The 18,012-nt window shown below is 69.5% G+C and carries 19 protein-coding genes and 1 riboswitch; of the genes, 15 read left to right on the top strand and 4 right to left on the bottom strand.

Going from position 1 to position 18,012, the window contains the following annotated elements:
* Positions 1-10 precede the first annotated feature (10 nt).
* From FHW84_RS01575 to FHW84_RS01550, 6 genes are all read left to right on the top strand, one after another.
* Positions 11-883, top strand: coding sequence for a DUF817 domain-containing protein (locus tag FHW84_RS01575; RefSeq protein ID WP_167252364.1), 873 nt, complete (start codon positions 11-13; stop codon positions 881-883).
* A 258-nt stretch (positions 884-1,141) separates the two neighbouring features.
* Positions 1,142-2,395 carry a serine hydroxymethyltransferase gene (gene glyA / locus FHW84_RS01570; protein ID WP_167252363.1) on the top strand — a complete coding sequence of 418 codons (1,254 nt, stop codon included), beginning with the start codon at positions 1,142-1,144 and terminating at the stop codon, positions 2,393-2,395.
* 143 nt (positions 2,396-2,538) lie between these two features.
* Positions 2,539-3,057 carry a transcriptional regulator NrdR gene (nrdR, locus tag FHW84_RS01565; protein WP_167252362.1) on the top strand — a complete coding sequence of 173 codons (519 nt, stop codon included), beginning with the start codon at positions 2,539-2,541 and terminating at the stop codon, positions 3,055-3,057.
* A 59-nt stretch (positions 3,058-3,116) separates the two neighbouring features.
* The gene (gene ribD, locus FHW84_RS01560) at positions 3,117-4,208 is read left to right on the top strand and encodes a bifunctional diaminohydroxyphosphoribosylaminopyrimidine deaminase/5-amino-6-(5-phosphoribosylamino)uracil reductase RibD (protein ID WP_343203549.1); all 1,092 of its coding nucleotides are present in this window, start codon (positions 3,117-3,119) and stop codon (positions 4,206-4,208) included.
* Positions 4,209-4,302: 94 nt separating this feature from the next.
* Positions 4,303-5,145 carry a phytanoyl-CoA dioxygenase family protein gene (locus FHW84_RS01555; protein WP_167252361.1) on the top strand — a complete coding sequence of 281 codons (843 nt, stop codon included), beginning with the start codon at positions 4,303-4,305 and terminating at the stop codon, positions 5,143-5,145.
* Positions 5,142-6,164 (top strand): Gfo/Idh/MocA family oxidoreductase, encoded by a 1,023-nt coding sequence (locus FHW84_RS01550; protein WP_167252360.1) that lies wholly within the window; start codon positions 5,142-5,144, stop codon positions 6,162-6,164. Before FHW84_RS01555 ends, FHW84_RS01550 begins: the two co-directional genes overlap by 4 nt.
* 111 nt (positions 6,165-6,275) lie before the next feature.
* Here FHW84_RS01550 and FHW84_RS01545 read toward each other — a convergent pair whose 3' ends face one another.
* Positions 6,276-7,286: an NAD(P)-dependent alcohol dehydrogenase gene (locus FHW84_RS01545; RefSeq protein ID WP_167252359.1), complete on the bottom strand. Its 1,011-nt coding sequence runs from the start codon at positions 7,284-7,286 to the stop codon at positions 6,276-6,278.
* A gap of 104 nt (positions 7,287-7,390) precedes the next feature.
* Here FHW84_RS01545 and FHW84_RS01540 point away from each other — a divergent pair, with 104 nt between their 5' ends.
* The 7 genes from FHW84_RS01540 to FHW84_RS01510 all read left to right on the top strand — a co-directional run bounded on the left by FHW84_RS01540 (position 7,391) and on the right by FHW84_RS01510 (position 13,189).
* Positions 7,391-8,293 carry a LysR family transcriptional regulator gene (locus FHW84_RS01540; RefSeq protein ID WP_167252358.1) on the top strand — a complete coding sequence of 301 codons (903 nt, stop codon included), beginning with the start codon at positions 7,391-7,393 and terminating at the stop codon, positions 8,291-8,293.
* A gap of 92 nt (positions 8,294-8,385) precedes the next feature.
* A riboswitch (FMN riboswitch) is annotated at positions 8,386-8,586 on the top strand.
* Between the two features lie 128 nt (positions 8,587-8,714).
* The gene (locus tag FHW84_RS01535) at positions 8,715-9,359 is read left to right on the top strand and encodes a riboflavin synthase (protein WP_167252357.1); all 645 of its coding nucleotides are present in this window, start codon (positions 8,715-8,717) and stop codon (positions 9,357-9,359) included.
* Between the two features lie 201 nt (positions 9,360-9,560).
* On the top strand, positions 9,561-10,652 hold the full coding sequence (ribBA, locus tag FHW84_RS01530; protein WP_167252356.1) for a bifunctional 3,4-dihydroxy-2-butanone-4-phosphate synthase/GTP cyclohydrolase II: 1,092 nt from the start codon (positions 9,561-9,563) through the stop codon (positions 10,650-10,652).
* Between the two features lie 85 nt (positions 10,653-10,737).
* The gene (ldcA, locus tag FHW84_RS01525; protein ID WP_167252355.1) at positions 10,738-11,697 is read left to right on the top strand and encodes a muramoyltetrapeptide carboxypeptidase; all 960 of its coding nucleotides are present in this window, start codon (positions 10,738-10,740) and stop codon (positions 11,695-11,697) included.
* Between the two features lie 39 nt (positions 11,698-11,736).
* On the top strand, positions 11,737-12,204 hold the full coding sequence (ribE, locus tag FHW84_RS01520) for a 6,7-dimethyl-8-ribityllumazine synthase (RefSeq protein WP_343203555.1): 468 nt from the start codon (positions 11,737-11,739) through the stop codon (positions 12,202-12,204).
* Positions 12,204-12,650 carry a transcription antitermination factor NusB gene (gene nusB / locus FHW84_RS01515; RefSeq protein ID WP_167252353.1) on the top strand — a complete coding sequence of 149 codons (447 nt, stop codon included), beginning with the start codon at positions 12,204-12,206 and terminating at the stop codon, positions 12,648-12,650. Before ribE ends, nusB begins: the two co-directional genes overlap by 1 nt.
* Positions 12,650-13,189 (top strand): GNAT family N-acetyltransferase, encoded by a 540-nt coding sequence (locus FHW84_RS01510; protein WP_167252352.1) that lies wholly within the window; start codon positions 12,650-12,652, stop codon positions 13,187-13,189. The genes nusB and FHW84_RS01510 overlap by 1 nt, the downstream gene beginning before the upstream one ends.
* Positions 13,190-13,369: 180 nt before the next feature.
* Here the strand turns inward: FHW84_RS01510 and FHW84_RS01505 are convergent, their stop codons facing one another.
* Positions 13,370-13,828, bottom strand: a complete 459-nt coding sequence (locus FHW84_RS01505) for a nuclear transport factor 2 family protein (RefSeq protein WP_167252351.1) — start codon at positions 13,826-13,828, stop codon at positions 13,370-13,372.
* Between the two features lie 157 nt (positions 13,829-13,985).
* On the opposite strand from FHW84_RS01505, the gene thiL reads away from it, so the two are divergent.
* Positions 13,986-14,960: a thiamine-phosphate kinase gene (thiL, locus tag FHW84_RS01500; RefSeq protein ID WP_167252350.1), complete on the top strand. Its 975-nt coding sequence runs from the start codon at positions 13,986-13,988 to the stop codon at positions 14,958-14,960.
* Positions 14,957-15,463, top strand: a complete 507-nt coding sequence (locus tag FHW84_RS01495) for a phosphatidylglycerophosphatase A (protein WP_167252349.1) — start codon at positions 14,957-14,959, stop codon at positions 15,461-15,463. Before thiL ends, FHW84_RS01495 begins: the two co-directional genes overlap by 4 nt.
* Here the strand turns inward: FHW84_RS01495 and FHW84_RS01490 are convergent.
* Together FHW84_RS01490 and FHW84_RS01485 are read right to left on the bottom strand one after the other, a co-directional pair.
* Positions 15,447-15,917: a hotdog fold domain-containing protein gene (locus FHW84_RS01490; protein WP_167252348.1), complete on the bottom strand. Its 471-nt coding sequence runs from the start codon at positions 15,915-15,917 to the stop codon at positions 15,447-15,449. The two genes, FHW84_RS01495 and FHW84_RS01490, sit on opposite strands and share 17 nt — an antisense overlap.
* 30 nt (positions 15,918-15,947) lie before the next feature.
* Complete coding sequence (locus tag FHW84_RS01485) at positions 15,948-17,987, bottom strand: prolyl oligopeptidase family serine peptidase (protein ID WP_167252347.1); 2,040 nt, start codon at positions 17,985-17,987, stop codon at positions 15,948-15,950.
* Between the last annotated feature and the right edge of the window lie 25 nt (positions 17,988-18,012).

Raw genomic sequence — 18,012 nt, 5'->3', positions numbered from 1 at the left:
GCGCGCCCGCATGGATTCCCTGGTATCGGCCGCACCCCGCGGCCTGTGGCGGCTGGACGCCTGGGCGCAGGGCTGGGCCGCGCCGCGCGGCGCCTGGGCGCTGGCGCTGCACGAATTGGTCTGCTTCGGCCTCAAGCAGGCCTGGGCCTGCCTGTTCGGCGCCTGCATGCTGGCCTTGCTGCTGCTGACCTGGGCGTGCTACCCGGCCGGCGCCTGGCTGGCCCGCTACGACTTCCTGGTGCTGGCCGCGTTCGCCCTGCAGTGCCTGCTGCTGGCGCTGCGGCTGGAGACGCGCGAGGAAGCGGCCGTCATCCTGCTGTTCCACCTCACCGGCACCGCCATGGAAGTGTTCAAGACCGCCATGGGCTCGTGGGAATACCCGGAGCCCTCGCTGCTGCGCATCGGCGGCGTGCCGCTGTTCACCGGCTTCATGTACGCCGCGGTCGGCAGCTATATCGCGCGGGCCTGGCGGCTGTTCGAGTTCCGCTTCGTGCGGCATCCGCCGTTCGCGGCGACGGCGTGGCTGGCGCTGGCGATCTACGTCAATTTCTTTACCCACCACTTCGCGGCGGATCTGCGCTGGCTGCTGTTCGGCGCGGTGGCGGTGCTGTTCGGGCGCACCTGGGTGCATTTCCGCGTGCGCCATGAGCACCGCCGCATGCCGCTGCTGCTGGGCTTCGTGCTGGTGGCCGCGTTCATCTGGCTGGCCGAGAACGTGGGCACCTTCGCCGCGGCCTGGCGCTATCCGGCCCAGCGGGACGGTTGGAGCGTGGTCCCGCTGAGCAAGCTCGGCTCCTGGCTGCTGCTGATGATCATCAGCTACGTGATGGTGTCGGCGGTAGCCCGCCGTAAAGCCCCTCTCCCCCTGGCGACCCGTAGGTAGTCCCCGTGGGAGAGAGGGGTTGGGGTGAGGGTGCGGGCGGAGCGCAAGAGTGAGGTGCTCCGCTCCGCCCGTACCCTCATCCGGCTGCCGCCACCTTCTTTCCCACGGGGACTACCTTCGGGTCGCCGGAGGGAGAAGGATTCCCCCCGGAGGTTGGCGCCGGTATGCGGTTTCCGACCCTTCCTACGGTGGCCCCCCAACCCCCCGGGCGCTACAATTTCTGGCTTCCACTCCCCGCCGCCACCCGCAGAGGTCAGGATGTTTGCCAAGAACGAGACGATCGCCGGCTTCGACGATGAGCTGGCCCAGGCCATGGCCGACGAGGCGCGCCGGCAGGAAGACCACGTCGAGCTGATCGCCTCCGAGAACTACGCCAGCCCGCGCGTGCTGGAGGCCCAGGGCAGCGTGCTGACCAACAAGTACGCCGAAGGCTACCCGGGCAAGCGCTACTACGGCGGCTGCGAATACGTGGACGTGGCCGAGCGCCTCGCCATCGAGCGCCTGAAGGAGCTGTTCAGCGCCACCTACGCCAACGTGCAGCCGCATTCCGGCTCGCAGGCCAACCAGGCGGTGTACTTCGCCCTGCTCAACCCGGGCGACACCATCCTCGGCATGAGCCTGGCCCATGGCGGCCACCTTACCCACGGCGCCAAGGTCAATCTGTCCGGCAAGATCCTCAACGCCGTGCAGTACGGCGTGAACGAGCACGGCCTGGTCGACTACGACGAAGTCGAGCGCCTGGCCCTGGAGCACAAGCCCAAGATGATCGTGGCTGGCTTCAGCGCCTACTCGCAGGTGATGGACTGGGCGCGCTTCCGCGCCATCGCCGACAAGGTCGGCGCCTACCTGTTCGTGGACATGGCCCACGTCGCCGGCCTGATCGCCGTGGGCGTGTATCCCAGCCCGCTGCCGCACGCGCACGTGGTCACCTCCACCACCCACAAGACCCTGCGCGGCCCGCGCGGCGGCATCATCGTGGCGAAGGACGCGGGTGAGGAAATCGAAAAGAAGCTGCAGTCGATCGTATTCCCCGGCATCCAGGGCGGCCCGCTGATGCACGTGATCGCCGCCAAGGCGGTGGCCTTCAAGGAGGCGCTGGACCCGTCGTTCAAGAGCTATCAGCAGCAGGTGGTGAAGAACGCCAAGGCCATGGCGCGCACCTTTATCGAGCGCGGCTACAAGATCGTGTCCGGCGGCACCGAGAACCACCTGATGCTGGTCGACCTGATCGGCCGCGACGTCACCGGCAAGGACGCGGAAGAAGCGCTGGGCAAGGCGCACATCACGGTGAACAAGAACGCCGTGCCGAACGACCCGCGCAAGCCGTTTGTCACTTCGGGCCTGCGCATCGGCACGCCGGCGGTCACCACGCGCGGCTACCAGGAGGCCGACGTGGCCGCGCTGGCCGGCTGGATCTGCGACGTGCTGGACGCGCCGAACGACGAGGCGGTGCTGGCCAAGGTGCGCGAGCAGGTCACGGCGCAGTGCCATAAGTTCCCGGTTTACGGCTGACATCCTCGCCGCCAGCGGGCGCTTTGCGACGATCCGGAAAAGGGGCCGATCGTCGTAAAAGTCCCCGCATCCCGCGCGCTTCCGGCCTCGCCGGAAGCGCGCCGGGTTGTACGGCGGCTCAACTGAACGTCTAATGGCGCCCCATGCATTGCCCTTTTTGTCAGCATGAAGACACCCGTGTGATCGATTCGCGTCTGGCCGACGACGGCACCACGGTGCGCCGGCGACGCGAATGCCCCCAGTGCGGCGAGCGCTTCAACACCTTCGAAACCGCCGAGCTGAAGCTCCCCGCCATCGTCAAGAGCGGCGAGCGCCGCGAGACCTTCGACGAACGCAAGCTGCGCGTGAGCTTCGAGCGCGCCCTGCAGAAGCGGCCGGTGGCCAGCGACGCGGTGGACGTGGCGGTGCGCACCATCGTCAACGACCTGCGCAAGAGCGGCGAGCGCGAAGTGCCTTCGCGCCAGGTGGGCGAGCTGGTGATGCGCGAGCTCAAGAAGCTCGACCAGGTGGCCTACGTGCGCTTCGCCTCGGTCTACCGCAAGTTCGAGGACGTGCAGGCCTTCCGCGAGGAAATCGAAAAGCTCGAGCGCGACCTGCCGGGGCTGGAAAGCCTGCAGCTCTCGCTGCTGGGCGAGGCGGGCGTGCGCCGCGGCAAGAAATGACGGCGCGGCGCCGGCGCGGCTTCGCATAGACTCTTTCGTCCCACGCACAAGGGGACGCCATGTCCAGCTTCACCCCCACCGATCACACCCTGATGGCGCAGGCCCTGCGGCTGGCGGAGCGCGGGCTGTTCACCACCCAGCCGAATCCGCGCGTGGGTTGCGTGATCGCCCATGGCGACACGGTGGTGGGCGAGGGCTTTCACCCGCGCGCCGGCGAGCCGCATGCCGAAGTGTTCGCGCTGCGCGCCGCCGGTGAACGCGCCCGCGGCGCCACCGCCTACGTCACCCTGGAACCCTGCGCCCACCATGGCCGCACGCCGCCCTGCGCGGATGCGCTGGTGGCCGCAGGCGTGGCGCGGGTGGTGGTGGCGGCCGAGGATCCGTTCCCGCAGGTGGCCGGCCGCGGCATCGGCAAGCTGCGCGATGCCGGTATCGCGGTCGAACTCGGTCTGATGCGCGAGGCTGCGCGCGAATTGAACGTCGGCTTTTTCAGCCGCATCGAGCGTGGACGCCCGTGGGTGCGCGTGAAGCTGGCGATGAGCCTGGACGGCCGCACCGCGCTGGCCAACGGCGCATCGAAGTGGATCACCGGCGAAGCCGCGCGCGCCGACGTGCAGCGCTGGCGCGCGCGCAGCTCGGCCATCCTGGCCGGCAGCGGCACCGTGCTGGCGGACGATCCGCGCCTCACCGCGCGCATCGATGCGCCGTTCGCGCCGCCGCTGCGCGTGGTGCTGGACCGCAGCCTGCGCACGCCGGCCGGCAGCCACGTGCTGGACGGCAGCGCGCCGACCCTGCTGCTGCATGCGGAAGGCGCCGCGGTGCCGGCGCATCTGCAGAACGTGGATCTGGCCGCCGTGCCGGCAGCCGACGGCGGCCTGGACCTGTCCTCCGCCCTGGCCCTGCTCGCCGCGCGCGGCTGCAACGAGGTGCATGTCGAAGCGGGCCCCACCTTGTGCGGCGCGCTGTTCGCGGCGGGCCTGGCGGACGAGCTGCTGCTCTATGTCGCGCCAATGCTGCTGGGCGACAGCGCGCGTCCGCTGCTGCACCTGCCCACGCTGCAGGACATGGGCGCGCGCTGGAACCTGCGCGTGCAGGACCAGCGCATGCTGGGCCAGGACCTGCGCCTGCGCCTGCGTCCGGCGCGCGATTGACCGCTGCGCGATTGACCCTGCGGGAGCCCGCGCCCAGAATCGCCGGCCAGTACGGCGCCGAGGCGCCCAGCAAGTCTTTCCAGGAGTGCGCTGCATGCTCACCGCGGCGGAGCGCGAACAGTTCCATAGCCAGGGTTATCTGATCCGCGACGCCTTGAGCGCGGACGACGTCGCGCGCTACGTCGGCGGCGTGGAACGCGCGCGCGCCGAACGCGGCGAGCGCGGCCGCATGATGAACCTGCAGTTCCTGCAGCCGGGCAAGGACGTGCGCGCGATCCAGGACGTGATCTGCCATCCGGCCCTGCGCGCCATCGCGGCGGACCTGCTCGGCGACGGCATCGTGATCGACGGCGCTTCGCTGTTCTACGCCGATGCGGGCGTGGACTACCGCCAGGGCTGGCACCGCGACCTGATGCAGGTGCCGGATGAGCAGATCGACCCGCGCTGGTTCAGCGACGCGTACCGCTACAACTACGTGCAGGTGAATATCCCGCTCACCCGCGACCCCTGCCTGTGGATCGTGCCCGGCAGCCATCGCCGCCCGTACGACGAAGCGGAGCGGCGCATCTTCGGCGCCGATCCGCGCATCGCGCCGGTCGATGCGCAGCCGGAACTGGCGCAGGGCATGCAGCTGGTGCTGCAGCCCGGGCAGGCGGTGTTCTACAACAACTACGCCGTGCATCGCGGCTATGCCGGCGTGCTGCGGCAGCGGCGCATCACCATCCACCTGGGCTTCCATTCCAGCGCGCATGCGCCGACCTGCCACTTCGGCGTGCTCGACCATCGCCAGTACACGCCGGATTACCTGGCGAGCCTGGCGCCGGATGTGCGCGCCGCCTTGGAAGCGCATATCGCCGAACGCGCGCGCCACCCGGAAGTAGACCAGTACCACGCCTGGCACCAGCAATTCATCAGCAAGGAATTCGAAATCCGATGAGCGGCGAAGCAAACATGATCCGTTGGGGCATCATCGGCTGCGGCAACGTCACCGAGGTCAAGAGCGGCCCCGGTTTTCAGCAGGCGCCGCATTCCGCGCTGGTGGCGGTGATGCGCCGCGATGGCGCCAAGGCCAGGGATTATGCGCAGCGCCACGGCGTGCCGCGCTGGTACGACGATGCGGCGGCGCTGATAGCCGATCCGGAAGTGGATGCGGTCTATGTCGCCACGCCGCCGTCGACGCACAAGCAGTACGCGCTGATGAGCATCGCCGCGGGCAAGCCGGTGTATGTGGAAAAGCCGATGGCGCTGGATCACGCGGAGTGCGAGGCGATCCTGCGCGCCGGTGCGGAAGCGAAGGTGCCGGTGTTCGTCGCTTACTACCGCCGCATGCTGCCGCGCTTTCACAAGGTGCGCGAGCTGCTGTTCGGCGAGCAGGCCATCGGCGCGCCGCGCGTGGTCAACACCGTGCTGTACGAGCCGCACCATCCGCGCTACCACGACAGCGCGAACCTGCCCTGGCACGTGGTGCCTTCGATTTCCGGCGGCGGCGTGTTCATGGATATCGGCTGCCACACGCTGGACATCCTCGACTGGCTGTTCGGGCCGATCGTGTCGGCGGAAGGGCGTGCGGGCAACCAGCTGGGCGCGTATCCGCCGGAGGATACGGTGGCGATGTCGTTCGCCTTCGACAGCGGCGTGCTGGGCACGGGGCTGTGGAATTTCGACAGCTACAAGCACCACGACTGCATCGAGGTGATCGGCGACAAGGGCAGCATGCGCTTTGCCACCTTCGGCGACGGGCCGATCGTGGTGGAGACGAAGGAGGGCGTGCGCGAGTATCGCGTAGCGAATCCTGCGCATATCCAGCAGCCGTTGATCGAGACGATCGTGCGGGAGCTGCGGGGGGAGAAAGGCGTGTGTCCGTCGACTGCCGAGAGCGGCGCGCGCACGACGTGGGTGATGGATCAGGTGTTGCGGGCGTATCGGCGGAAGACGGGGCAGGCGATCGGCGAGTAGCGCCCGCCTCATTCGAGCGGCGTAGGTTGGGGTGAGCGCAGCGAACCCCAACATCGGCACGGCTGACGGTGGTGCATGTTGGGGTTCGCTGCGCTCACCCCAACCTACGTCTCACCTCGCGAAATCGATCGCAATCTTGCCGAAGTGCTTCCCTCCGGCCATCTCCTCGAACGCCTCGCGCAACTCCCCAAACCCATATACCGCATCGACCACCGGCTCCAGCCGCATCGCCTCCAGCGCCCGCACCATCCGCTCGTGCTCCTCCAGCGAGGCGACGGAAATCCCCTGCAGATGCACGCGCTTGAGAATCGCCGGCACCAGCGGCAGCGCCGCCTCGCGGCCGCCCATGAAACCGACGATGCCGATAAAGCCATGCATCGCCACCGCGTCCACCGACTGCGCGAACGTCGACGCGCCCACCGTTTCGATCACCGCATCCACGCCGCGCCCGCCATTGGCTTCGCGCACCGCCGCGCCCCACTCCGGCAGCTTCGCGTAGTTGATGCCGATATCGGCGCCCAGCGCCTTGGCGCGCTCCAGCTTCTCGTCGCTGGACGACAGCAGGATCGCCTTCGCCCCGCGCGCTTTCGCCAGCTGCAGCGCGAACAGCGACACGCCGCCGGTGCCGAGCAGCAGCACGCTCTGCCCGGTGGTGAGCCGGGCCTGCTCCAGCGCCGTCCATGCGGTAAGCGCGGCGATCGGCAGCGTGGCCGCCTGCACGGCGCTCATATGCGCGGGCGCATGGGCCAGCGCATAGGCGTCGTAGCAGGCCAGCTCGCGCATCGCGCCGGGGCCGGGGCCGCCCAGGTCGGCGCCTTCCCATTCGGGCCGCATGCCGCCGGCCAGCCAGCGCGCCTTGTAGAAGGTGCTGACGCGATCGCCCGGCTTGAAGCGGGTGACGCCTTCGCCGACCTCCAGCACGGTGCCGGCACCGTCGGACACCGGCGTCATCGGCAGCGCCACGTCGCGGTAGAGCTGGCCGTTGACCATCAGGTGGTCGCGGAAGTTGAGCGAGGCCGCTTCCATCTTCACCAGTACCTGGCCGGGGCCGGGACGCGGGGCGGGCTGGTCGACGATGGCGAGATGCTCGGTGCCGAACTGGTTGAGCTGGTAGGCGCGCATGGCGGGCTCCTGGATGGGGAATGGGTGATGGGTGATGGGTGCCATGGTGGGCCGCGGATGCAGTGGCGATAATCCATCGATATCGCATATCTTTTGTTCGTCCCATGAATCAATCCTTCGAGCTCACCCCGAACCGCCTGCGCGAGCTGCGCGGCTTCGCCATCGCGGCGCGGCTGCTGAACTTCTCGCGCGCGGCGCACGAGGCCGGCTGCACGCCGTCGGTGCTGAGCCGGCGCATCGCGGCGCTGGAGCAGGCCGTAGGCGGCAAGCTGTTCCTGCGCACCACGCGGCGGGTGACGCTGACGCCGCGCGGCGAGCAGCTGCTGGCGCATTGCGAGCGGCTGGACGCGGTGATGCTGGCGATGGCGGCGGAACTGCGGCCGCGGGGCGGCGAGCCGGCGGGGCGCCTGTGCGTGCATCTGCCGGGTTCGTACGGGCGGCTGCGGGTGGCGCCGGTGCTGGCGCGCTTCATGGCCAGGCATCCGCAGATCCGCATCGAGGCCGTATACGACGACGCTTATGCGGACCTGGTCGCCGGCCGCATCGACCTGGCCCTGCGCGTGGGCCGCCTGGCCGATGCGCAGCTGGTGGCGCGGCGCGTGGGCAGCATGCGGCGCTATCTGTGCGCGGCGCCGGGGTATCTGGCCTCCGCGCCGGCGCTGGCCGATCCGGCCGGGCTGAAAGCGCACCGCTGCGTCGCCTTCAGCGGGCTGCGCACCGGCACGCTGTGGCAGTTCAGCCAGGGCCGCCGCCGCCGCTCGGTGCGCATCGACCCGGTGCTGACCTGCAACGATTCCATGGCCACCCGCGATGCGCTGCTGGCCGGCGTGGGCATCGGCATCCAGGGCGACTACATGGCCGACCCGCTGGTGGAACGCGGCAAGCTGGTGCGGGTGCTGCCGGAGTGGGAGCTGAGCACTTCGCCGATCCAGCTGGTCTGGCTGCCGGGCGCGGACCGGGCGCCCGCACTGCGCGCATTGATCGATTTCCTGTCGTCCGAACTCTAGGTTGCGTCCGAAAAGCGCACGCAGCGTGCGCCACGGGAAACGCCGGCCGGTGCTAGACTTCCGCGGCCGGGGCGACCCGGCGACAACCATTACGACGTCTTCAGGGCGGGGTGCGATTCCCCACCGGCGGTAGGTGGACGAGGCCTGCGAGGGTCTCCGAGACAAGCCCGCGAGCGCTTCCGCTCCCAGTGCGGAAGGTCAGCAGATCCGGTCCGATGCCGGAGCCGACGGTCGGGGATTTCCTGCTTTTTTGCAGCGACATCTCCGGAAAGTCCGGATGAGAGAAGACGGTACGGCGTGCGCCCTCGCGGTGTGCGCCTGCCATGCGCCTTGGGGCGTTTTTCGCTGACCTTCGATGCGGGAAACGTTTCATGAAAAACCTCGACCGTTCCAACGCCGCCTCCGTGCCGGAGGTGCGCTGATGTTCACCGGGATCATCCAGAGCGTGGGCCGCATCGCGCGGCTCGAACCGCGCGGCGGCGACGTGCGCCTATATGTCGACACCGCCCAACTTGATCTCGCCGACGTGCAGCTGGGCGACAGCATCGCCGTCTCCGGCGTCTGCCTCACTGCCGTCACGCTGGAACCGCGCGGCTTCAGCGCGGACGTCTCCAACGAAACCCTGTCGCTCACCACCCTGGGCAAGCTCAAGGCCGGCGACCCGGTGAACCTGGAAAAGGCGCTGCGCCTGGCCGACCGCCTCGGCGGGCACCTGGTCTCCGGCCACGTCGACGGCGTGGGCAAGGTGGTCTCGATCGCGCCCGACGGCCGCTCGCAGCGCTGGACCTTCGAAGTGCCGGCCAATCTGGCGCGCTATATCGCCGCCAAGGGCTCGATCTGCATCGAAGGCACCAGCCTCACCGTGAACGAGGTCGAAGGCCTGCGTTTCGGCGTGAACCTTATCCCCCACACGGTGGAACACACGGTATTCCACGCGCGCCGCCCGGGCGATGCGGTGAACCTGGAGGTGGACGTGGTGGCGCGCTATGTGGAAAGGCTGATGGGCGGCGGCGGTGGATCGCCGCGGCTGGACGAGGATTTTTTGAAGAAGCACGGCTTCGCGTGACGGCTTTAGCCCCTCTCCCTCCGGGAGAGGGGTTGGGGTGAGGGTACGGTCGGAGCGCAAGGATGATGTGCACCGCTCCGCCCGAACCCTCATCCGGCTGCCGCCACCTTCTCTCCCACGGGGACTACCTTCGGGTCGCCGGAGGGAGAAGGGTTCGCCTTTGCAGGTTGCGGTAATAACAAATTTCATCGAGACCTCTTTATGAGCTTCAACACCATCCCCGAAATCCTCCAAGACATCCGCGCCGGCCGCATGGTCGTGATCCTCGACGACGAGGACCGCGAGAACGAAGGCGACCTGATCATGGCCGCGCAGATGGTGCGGCCGGAGGACATCAACTTCATGGTGCGCGAAGCGCGCGGCCTGGTCTGCCTCACGCTGACCGAGCAGCGCACGCGCCAGCTCGGCCTGCGCCCGATGGTCAGCGACAACACCTCGCCGTACCACACCAACTTCACCGTCTCGATCGAGGCGGCCGAAGGCGTCACGACCGGCATTTCGGCGCACGACCGCGCGCGCACCATCCAGGTGGCGGTGAAGTCGGATGCCAGGCCGCAGGATCTGTCGCAGCCCGGCCATATCTTCCCGCTCACCGCGCAGCCGGGCGGCGTGCTGACGCGTGCCGGCCATACCGAGGCGGGCTGCGATCTCGCCGCGCTCGCGGGGCTGGAGCCGTCGGCGGTGCTGATCGAGATCCTGCACGAGGACGGCTCGATGGCGCGCCGGCCGGAGCTGGAAGTATTCGCGCAGAAGCACGGCCTGAAGATCGGCACCATCGCCGACCTGATCCGCTACCGCCTGGAAACCGAGAAGACGGTGCAGCGCGTGCACGAGGAACAGGTGGACACCGAGTTCGGTCCGTTCCATCTGGTCGCCTACCGCGATGCCATCCACCACGGCCTGCATTTCGCGCTGACCCGCGGCAAGGTCGACGACGGTGCGCCGGTGCTGACGCGCGTGCACGTGCGCAACACGCTGTCCGACGTGCTGCATCTGCAGCGCGACGACCTGGGCCTGACGGTGACCTCCGCGCTGCGCCGCATCGCCGACGAAGGCCGCGGCGTGCTGCTGGTGCTGTCCGGCGAGGACACCGCCGACGCCCTGCTGCGCCGCCTCAACCGCCAGCCTTCGGCGCAGGCGCCGGAAGAAGCGCAGCAGCAGGAATGGCGCCAGCTGGGCCTGGGTGCGCAGATGCTGGCGGACCTGGGCGTGCAGCGCCTGCGCGTGCTGGGTACGCCGCGCAAGCTGGTCGGCCTGGGCGGCTTCGGGCTGGAGGTGGTCGAGCACGTGTGATCCGCCGCGCGCCCGGGCGCCGCCCTCTGGCGGCCAGGGCGCGCGCGGCATACTGCCGGCTTCGCTCAACTCCTTAACCGACGCCATGACTTCGATCCGCCTGATCGCTCCCTCCGGCTACCCCCACGACCGCGCCGCCATGCAGCGCGGCGTGGCGCGCCTGCACGCCGCCGGCTGCACGTTGGACGGCCTCGAAGCCCTCGAGCGCACCGAGCTGCGCTATGCGGGTTCCGACGCGCAGCGCGCGGCCGAGCTCAATGCGCTGGCCCATGCGGACACGCTGCCGGAGATCGTGCTCGCCATCCGCGGCGGCTACGGCGCCACGCGCCTGCTGGAGCAGCTGGACTACGGCGCGCTGCGCGAGCGCCTGGCCGGCAGCGCCACCGTGCTGGTCGGGCATAGCGACTTCACCGCGCTGCAGCTGGCGCTGTACACCCGGTGCGGGCTGACCAGCTTCGGCGGCCCCATGCTGGGGCCGGATTTCGGCGCGCCGGAACTGAACACGCTGATGTGGGAACACTTCTGGCGCACGGTGGCCGCGCCGCGGTCGACCGCGGCCTGGTCCACGCCCACCGAGGGCGAGCTGGACGTCGAAGGCCCGCTGTGGGGCGGCAATCTCGCCGTGCTGTGCAGCCTGCTGGGCACGCCGTATTTCCCGCGCATCGACGGCGGCATCCTGTTCGTCGAGGACGTGGGCGAGCCGCCGTACCGGATCGAGCGCCTGCTGTACCAGCTGCACCTGGCCGGCGTGCTGGACCGCCAGCGCGCCCTGGTGCTGGGCCACTTCACCCATTGCCGCCCGGCCGCCTACGACAACGGCTACGACGTCCCCGCCGCGTTCGAGCAGATCGGCCGGGTGGCGCGCGTGCCGGTGGTGCGCGGGCTGCCGTTCGGCCACGAGCCGGACAAGTTCACCCTGCCGTTCGGCGCCGCGGCCCGCCTGCGCGTGGCCGGCGGCACGGCCGAGCTGTCGTTCGGCGCTTATCCCCACCTGGCCGGGCCCCAGCCGCGGCCGGATCCGGGCACGCTGCCCCAAATCCCGTAAAATGACCGGCCCACATGGGCCGCACGCCCCAGGAACCGCATACCCATGAACATCATCGAAGGCGATTTCTCCACGCCCAAGGGCCGCTTTGCCATCGTCGCCGGCCGCTTCAACGGCTTCGTGGTCGAGGCCCTGGTGGCCGGCGCGCGCGACGCCCTGGTGCGCCACGGCGTGCAGGACGAGGCGATCGACCTGATCCGCGTGCCGGGCGCCTGGGAGATCGCGCTGGCCGGCCACAAGCTGGCCCATTCCGGCAAGTACGCCGCCGTCATCGCGCTGGGCGCGGTGATCCGCGGTTCCACCCCGCACTTCGACTTCGTCGCCGGCGAATGCGCCAAGGGCCTGGCCGGCGCGGCCTACGGTTCCGGCGTGCCGGTGTCGTTCGGCGTGCTGACCACCGACAGCATCGAGCAGGCGATCGAGCGCTCCGGCACCAAGGCCGGCAACAAGGGCGCCGACGCCGCCATCGCCGCGCTGGAGATGGTCAACCTGTACGGAAAGCTGTGATGAGCCCGCGTCCCGACGGCATCGACCTGGCCGCGCGCTCGCGCGCCCGCCGCCGTGCGCTGCAGGCGCTGTACGCCTGGCAGGTCAGCGGCAGCGGCATGAATGCGGTGATCCAGCAGTTCCAGCACGAGCAGGACATGGAAGTAGCCGACCTCGATTACTTCGAGGACCTGCTGCACGGCGTGGAGCGCAACCTCGCCGCCATCGACGAGAGCCTGAAGCCCTACGTCGACCGCGAGATCGAGCAGATCGACCCGATCGAGCGCGCCGCGCTGCGCATGGCCGCCTACGAGCTGAAGTACCGCCCGGATGTGCCGTACCGCGTGATCATCAACGAGGCCATCGAAGTGACCAAGCGCTTCGGCGCCGACCACGGCCACAGCTACGTCAACGGCGTGCTGGACAAGCTGGCCATGCAGCTGCGCGCGGTGGAGAAGAAAGGCTGATGGCCGCCGCGCCGGCCCATGACGTGCCGGTGCTGGAAACCGCGCGGCTGCGGCTGCGCGGCCATCGCCCGGACGACCACGCCGCCTGCGCGGCGGTGTGGGGCGATGCGGAGGTCACGCGTTTTCTCGGCGGACGTGCGTTTACCAGCGAGGAAGTCTGGCGGCGCATGCTGTCGTGGCGCGGGCTGTGGAGCATGCTCGGCTACGGCTTCTGGGCGGTGGAAGAGAAGGACGGCGGGCGCTACGTCGGCGATATCGGTTTTGCCGATTTCCGCCGCGAGCTCGATCCTTCGCTGCGCGGCATGCTGGAATTCGGCTGGATCCTGGCGCCGTCCGCGCATGGCAAGGGTTATGCGAGCGAGGCGGTGGCGGCGGCCACGGCATGGGCGGCGGAGCAGCTGCCCGGGATGCGCTCGGTGTGCATCATTGCGCCGGGGAATCTGGCGTCGATCCGAGTTGCCGAGAGAGCTGGATTCCGCGAATGGAAGCGCAGCGTTTATCATGGTGAGCCGACGATTGTGTTCAGGCGCGAAGGGTAAGAGCGGGGTTTTTCGGGCGTGGAGGTTTCGCTTCGCCCGGCCCCTCACCCCAGCCCTCTCCCCGGAGGGGAGAGGGGGTACGTTGAGGTGATCGTGAGGGTGAGCTTCCCAGTTCGAACTCTTCTCCCCGCCGGGGAGAAGATGCCGGCAGGCAGATGAGGGGCCGGGCGAAGCGAGACGCTACTTGCTCGCCCCACACTCCTTCCGCCCATTGTCCGCAATCCCCGCGATCAACCACTTCCCGTTCTGCTTCACCAGATGCGCGATATCCGTCCCGCAATGGTCGACCTTGCCGTCGACCAGGAACTCATACGGCGCCCAGATGATCGCGATGTTGTCGTCGATCTTCACCAGCGGATCGTGGATGCGCTCTTCCAGCTTCTGCGTGCCGGTGGCGGGAATGTGCTCGATGAACGCGTCGTAGTGCAGCTGCTGGGTCTTGTCGGCGCGGGTGAGCGTGATCATGCCGCCGGGCAGCAGGGCGGAGCGCATCATGTCGTGGTCGCGCTTGCCGATGCCGTCGAGCAGGGTCTGGAACGGGGCGAGCACGGCTTTCTCTTCGGGAGTCGCGGCGTGTACCGGGGCCATGGCCAGCACGGCGCAGGCAGCGAGGAACAGCGAGGATCGGCGGACGTGCATGAACGGACCTCCGTGGGCTGTAGTCCGCCGATTCTAGCCAGGCATGCCGCGGCCGCCCGCATGACTGGCGGCAGGGGCGGCGCTTGCATGTGGCCCGACCTTGCATGACGCGTCCACGGATGGTCTGCTTGCCGCTGTCGCCCGCCGCAGGAACGCCATGGAATTCCGCCTGATCGACCGCATCCGCGAGCGCACCGCGCAGGGGCGCGACGACGTGCGCTTAGGCATCGGCGACGATGCCGCGCTGCTGGCCGTGCCCGAAGGGCAGGAGCTGGCGGTGGCGATCGACACCATGGTCGAGGGCGTGCATTTTCCGCGCGATACCGCGCCGGCGGACCTGGGCTGGAAAGCCTTGGCGGTGAATCTTTCCGATCTGGCCGCGATGGGCGCCACGCCCGCGTGGGCCTTGCTCGCCTTGACCTTGCCGCGCAGCGGCGCGGCGGAGGCGCGGCAGCGTTTCGTCGACGCATTCGCCGAAGGCTTCGCGCAGCTGGCGCAGCCGCACCGGCTGGCGCTGGTGGGCGGCGATACCACCGGCGGCCCGCTCACGATCAGCGTGGCGGTGCATGGCTTCGTGCCGCCGGGCAAGGCCTTGCGCCGCGCGGGAGCGAAGCCGGGCGACGTGGTGATGGTCACCGGCACGCTCGGCGACGCCGCGGCAGGGTTACATCTGCTGCAGCGTGGCGGCGTGGACGGTGCGCAGGCGGCGTATCTGGTGGAGCGATTGCATCGACCCACGCCGCGGATAGCCGCGGGCCTGGCGTTGCGCGAACGGGCCAGCGCATGCCTGGACGTATCCGATGGCCTGGCCGCGGATCTCGGCCATATCTGCGCATCCAGCGGCGTCGGCGCGGAAATCGAAAGCGCGTTGCTGCCGCGTTCGCCAGCCTTGCTCGACCTGTTCGACGACGCCTCCGCCCGCGACTTCGCGCTGAGCGGCGGCGACGACTACGAACTGTGCTTCACCGTGCCCGCCGCGCGCGCCGCCGAAGTGCAGGCCGATCTCGCGCGCCTGGGCTGCGGCGCGGCGCGCATCGGCCGCATCGTGGAAGGCGAGGGCGTGCGGGTGCGCGCGGAAGACGGCACCTGGCTGGAACCGGCGCACCAGGGCTGGGATCATTTCGCCGCATGAGCGACAAAAAAATCCTTACCCCCGAACAGCGCCGCGTGCTGACGTCTTCCTTCGCCGGCTGGATCGCCTGCGGCTTCGGCTCCGGCCTGGCGCCCAAGGCGCAGGGCACCTTCGGTTCGCTGGCGGCGCTGCTGCCGTGGCTGCTGCTGCGCCATCTGCCGCTGCCGCTGTATGCGCTGGTGATCGTGCTGGCCTTCGCACTGGGCGTATGGGCCTGCAATGTCGCCGGGCGCGCGCTGGGCGTGGACGATCATCGCAGCCTGGTGTGGGACGAATTCGTCGGGCAATGGATCGCCCTGGTGCCGGCCTTATTCGCGCCATGGTGGGCGGTGCTGGCGGGCTTCGTGCTGTTCCGCCTGTTCGACGTGGCCAAGCCCTGGCCGATCGGCTGGCTGGACCGCCGCTTGAAGGGCGGTCTCGGGGTGATGGTCGACGACGTGGTGGCGGGTGTGTTCGCCGCCATCGTGCTCGGCGTCGGGCTAAGCCTTACCGCCTGGGGCTGACCCACATGGTGATGACGGCGCGGAACACGGCTTCGCCGTTCGCATCGGCCACCGTCACGCGCACCGGATAATCCGCCGCCTCGCTGCTTATTTCAGGCGCCACCGGTTCGGCGATGCCGACCACACCGGTAGTCGCCTTCTTCAGGTATTCCACCGTCATGCCCTTGGGGATCCAGCGGTGCGTCGGCGGGATCGTCACTTCGGTCATGGTGCCGCCGGCCAGCTCCGCCAGGTTGCACATCGCGATGGCGTGCACCGTGCCGATATGGTTGAGCACCGCGCGCCGCTTGGCGATGCGGATGCGGCAATAGCCGGGGCGCAGTTCCTCGAAGCGCGGCTTGATGCTGCCGAAGTACGGCGCCTTCAGGCAGATCAGGCGCGAGAACAGCCAGGCGCCGCCGGGGCGGGCGGAAAGCTTCTGCCAGATCGCGAGCGGGCTGCGAGAGTGGCTCATGGGCAAGGTCTCGTGGCGGAGGCGCGGCGATTATTGCGCAGCGCCGGGTGATTGCGTCGTATCCAGGCGCAGGTTGCGCTGCAGATAGCTTTGCAGCTCGGCGCTGCGCGCGGCGTCCGCGCGGCCGCCGAGCGGACCTTGCAGCGCGGTCTCCAGCAGATACAGCGTGGCCAGGCGCGCCATCGGCGCTTCGAGCTGGTGGCCGGAGTCCGGATCGACCAGCAAGCTGACCGGCTTGCCCAGCGCCTTGAGCGAGGCCGCATAGCTGGCGACGCTGCGGACCGGCACCCGTTCGTCCTTGGCGCCGGCGATCAGCACCAGCGGCTGCGCGATGCGTTGCGGCATGCGCGCGGGCGCCTGCTCGCGCAGGCGCGCCAGGGTGGCCGCATCGTTGGCGTGCAACGCGGCCAGTTCTTCCGCTACCGGCACGGTGGCATCTTGCACCGGGTTGTCGGCAATCGTTTCAAACGCCAGCGCAAGATCGGGCGGCGAGGCCATGCCTACGCCGACGCGAAAGCGCGCGCTGTCGTAGGTGAGCCCCAGCAGGGTGGCGAAGCCGCCGTAGGAATGGCCGGTGATGGCTTGCCGCGCGGCATCGCCGACGCCGTGCGCGAGCAGCCAGTCCATGCCGTCGAGCATGTCGCGATAGACGCGGCCGTGCGCATAGTCGCCCCTGGCCGCGAACAGATAGGCGCGGCCGTAGCCGGTGGACGTGCGGTAGTTCGGTTCGAACACCGCATAGCCGCGATTGACCAGGAACTGCGTGAGCATGTCGTAGCCGGGCCGCGTCTGCGCCTTGGGGCCGCCATGCGGGCGCAGCACCAGCGGCAGCTTTGCCGCATCGCGTCCCGGCGGCAGGCTGAGAAAGCCGTACAGGCGCATGCCGTCGCTGGCGCGCCAGCTGACGGGGATGCGTTGGGCCAGCATGCTCTCGGGAAGCCTGCGCGAAGGAGCCTGCTGGTCTTCGGCAATGCCGCTCAGTGCATCGGCGCCGGGAAGCTTGCGTGGATCGAGCAGCCAGTAGCGTTCGCGTTGCAGGCGATCGCTGCGCTCGGTGACGAGGATCAGGCCGTTGTTGGCGACGTCCAGGTCCAGGTTGGCGTTGGCGAAGCGCCGGTCTAGCCAGGCTACCGGCGCGCGCAGGGCGGGATCGACGGCATAGACGTGGTGGCGGTCGGTGTCGTACGCGGCCAGCAGCGCTTGCGCGGTGCGGGGATCGAGCAGGGCGTCGGCGAGATCGGCGATGCCTTCGGGGTCGGCATGCAAGGTCTGCGTGGCATGTGTCGCCGGGTCGATGGCGACCAGTTGCTGCAGATTGGCGCCGCCGCCGCGCATCACCAGGCGGCCATCGTCGCGCACCGCCAGCGGCGTGCAGCGGATCAGCGCGCCGCAGTGCTGGAACAGTTGCCATCGGCCATCGCGCCGCTGCAGCAGATCGCGGCCGCCCTTGCCGGCGGTGCCGATGAAACGCGCCTGGCCCTGGCGGTCGAAGGCCACGTCGGTGGGAGCGGCATTGCCTTCGTACAGCAGTTCGTCCGCCCCATCGATGCGTTTGCGCAGCAGGCGGAAGCGGTGGCTCGCCGGATCTTTGTCCCGCAGCAGGTAACGCGCGGGCAACAGCGGATCGGCACCGAGGAAGGCTTGCCCGCGCGCTTCGTCCAGCGCCGCCAGCAGGCGCGCTTCGCCGCCATCCAGGGGCAGCGCGGCGATGCGGCTGCGCTGTTCGATCAGCAGCCAGCGGCCGTCGCTGCTCCAGTCCAGCGAGGTGGCCTGGATGGCGGCGAGCGCCTGCCTGCGTTCGCCGCTGGCGGTGTCGAGCAGCCACAGGCTGGTGCGCTCCGGCTGCACCCACAGCCATGCCAGGTGTCTGCCGTCGGGCGCCAGGCGCATGGCGCGCACGCCGGTGCGGGTCTGGAAATCGTCGCGCGGCAGCAGCGGTGCGGCGGCCGCGCGTTCTGAGGCGGTGACGCGGGAGCGGAAGGTATCGTCGCCGCGCGCCGCCGCGGTGAGCGTCAGCAGCACCAGGGCGAGCGAGGCCGCCGCCCTCCGGGAGGTCGGTTGCTTGCGCATGTCGTTTCTCGAAAAGGCACCGGCG

This window comes from Dyella sp. SG562 (assembly GCF_011759495.1).
Classification (GTDB): Bacteria; Pseudomonadota; Gammaproteobacteria; order Xanthomonadales; family Rhodanobacteraceae; genus Dyella_D; species Dyella_D marensis.
Note: the sequence above shows the minus strand (reverse complement) of the source record. Positions and strands in the feature narration are given on the sequence as shown.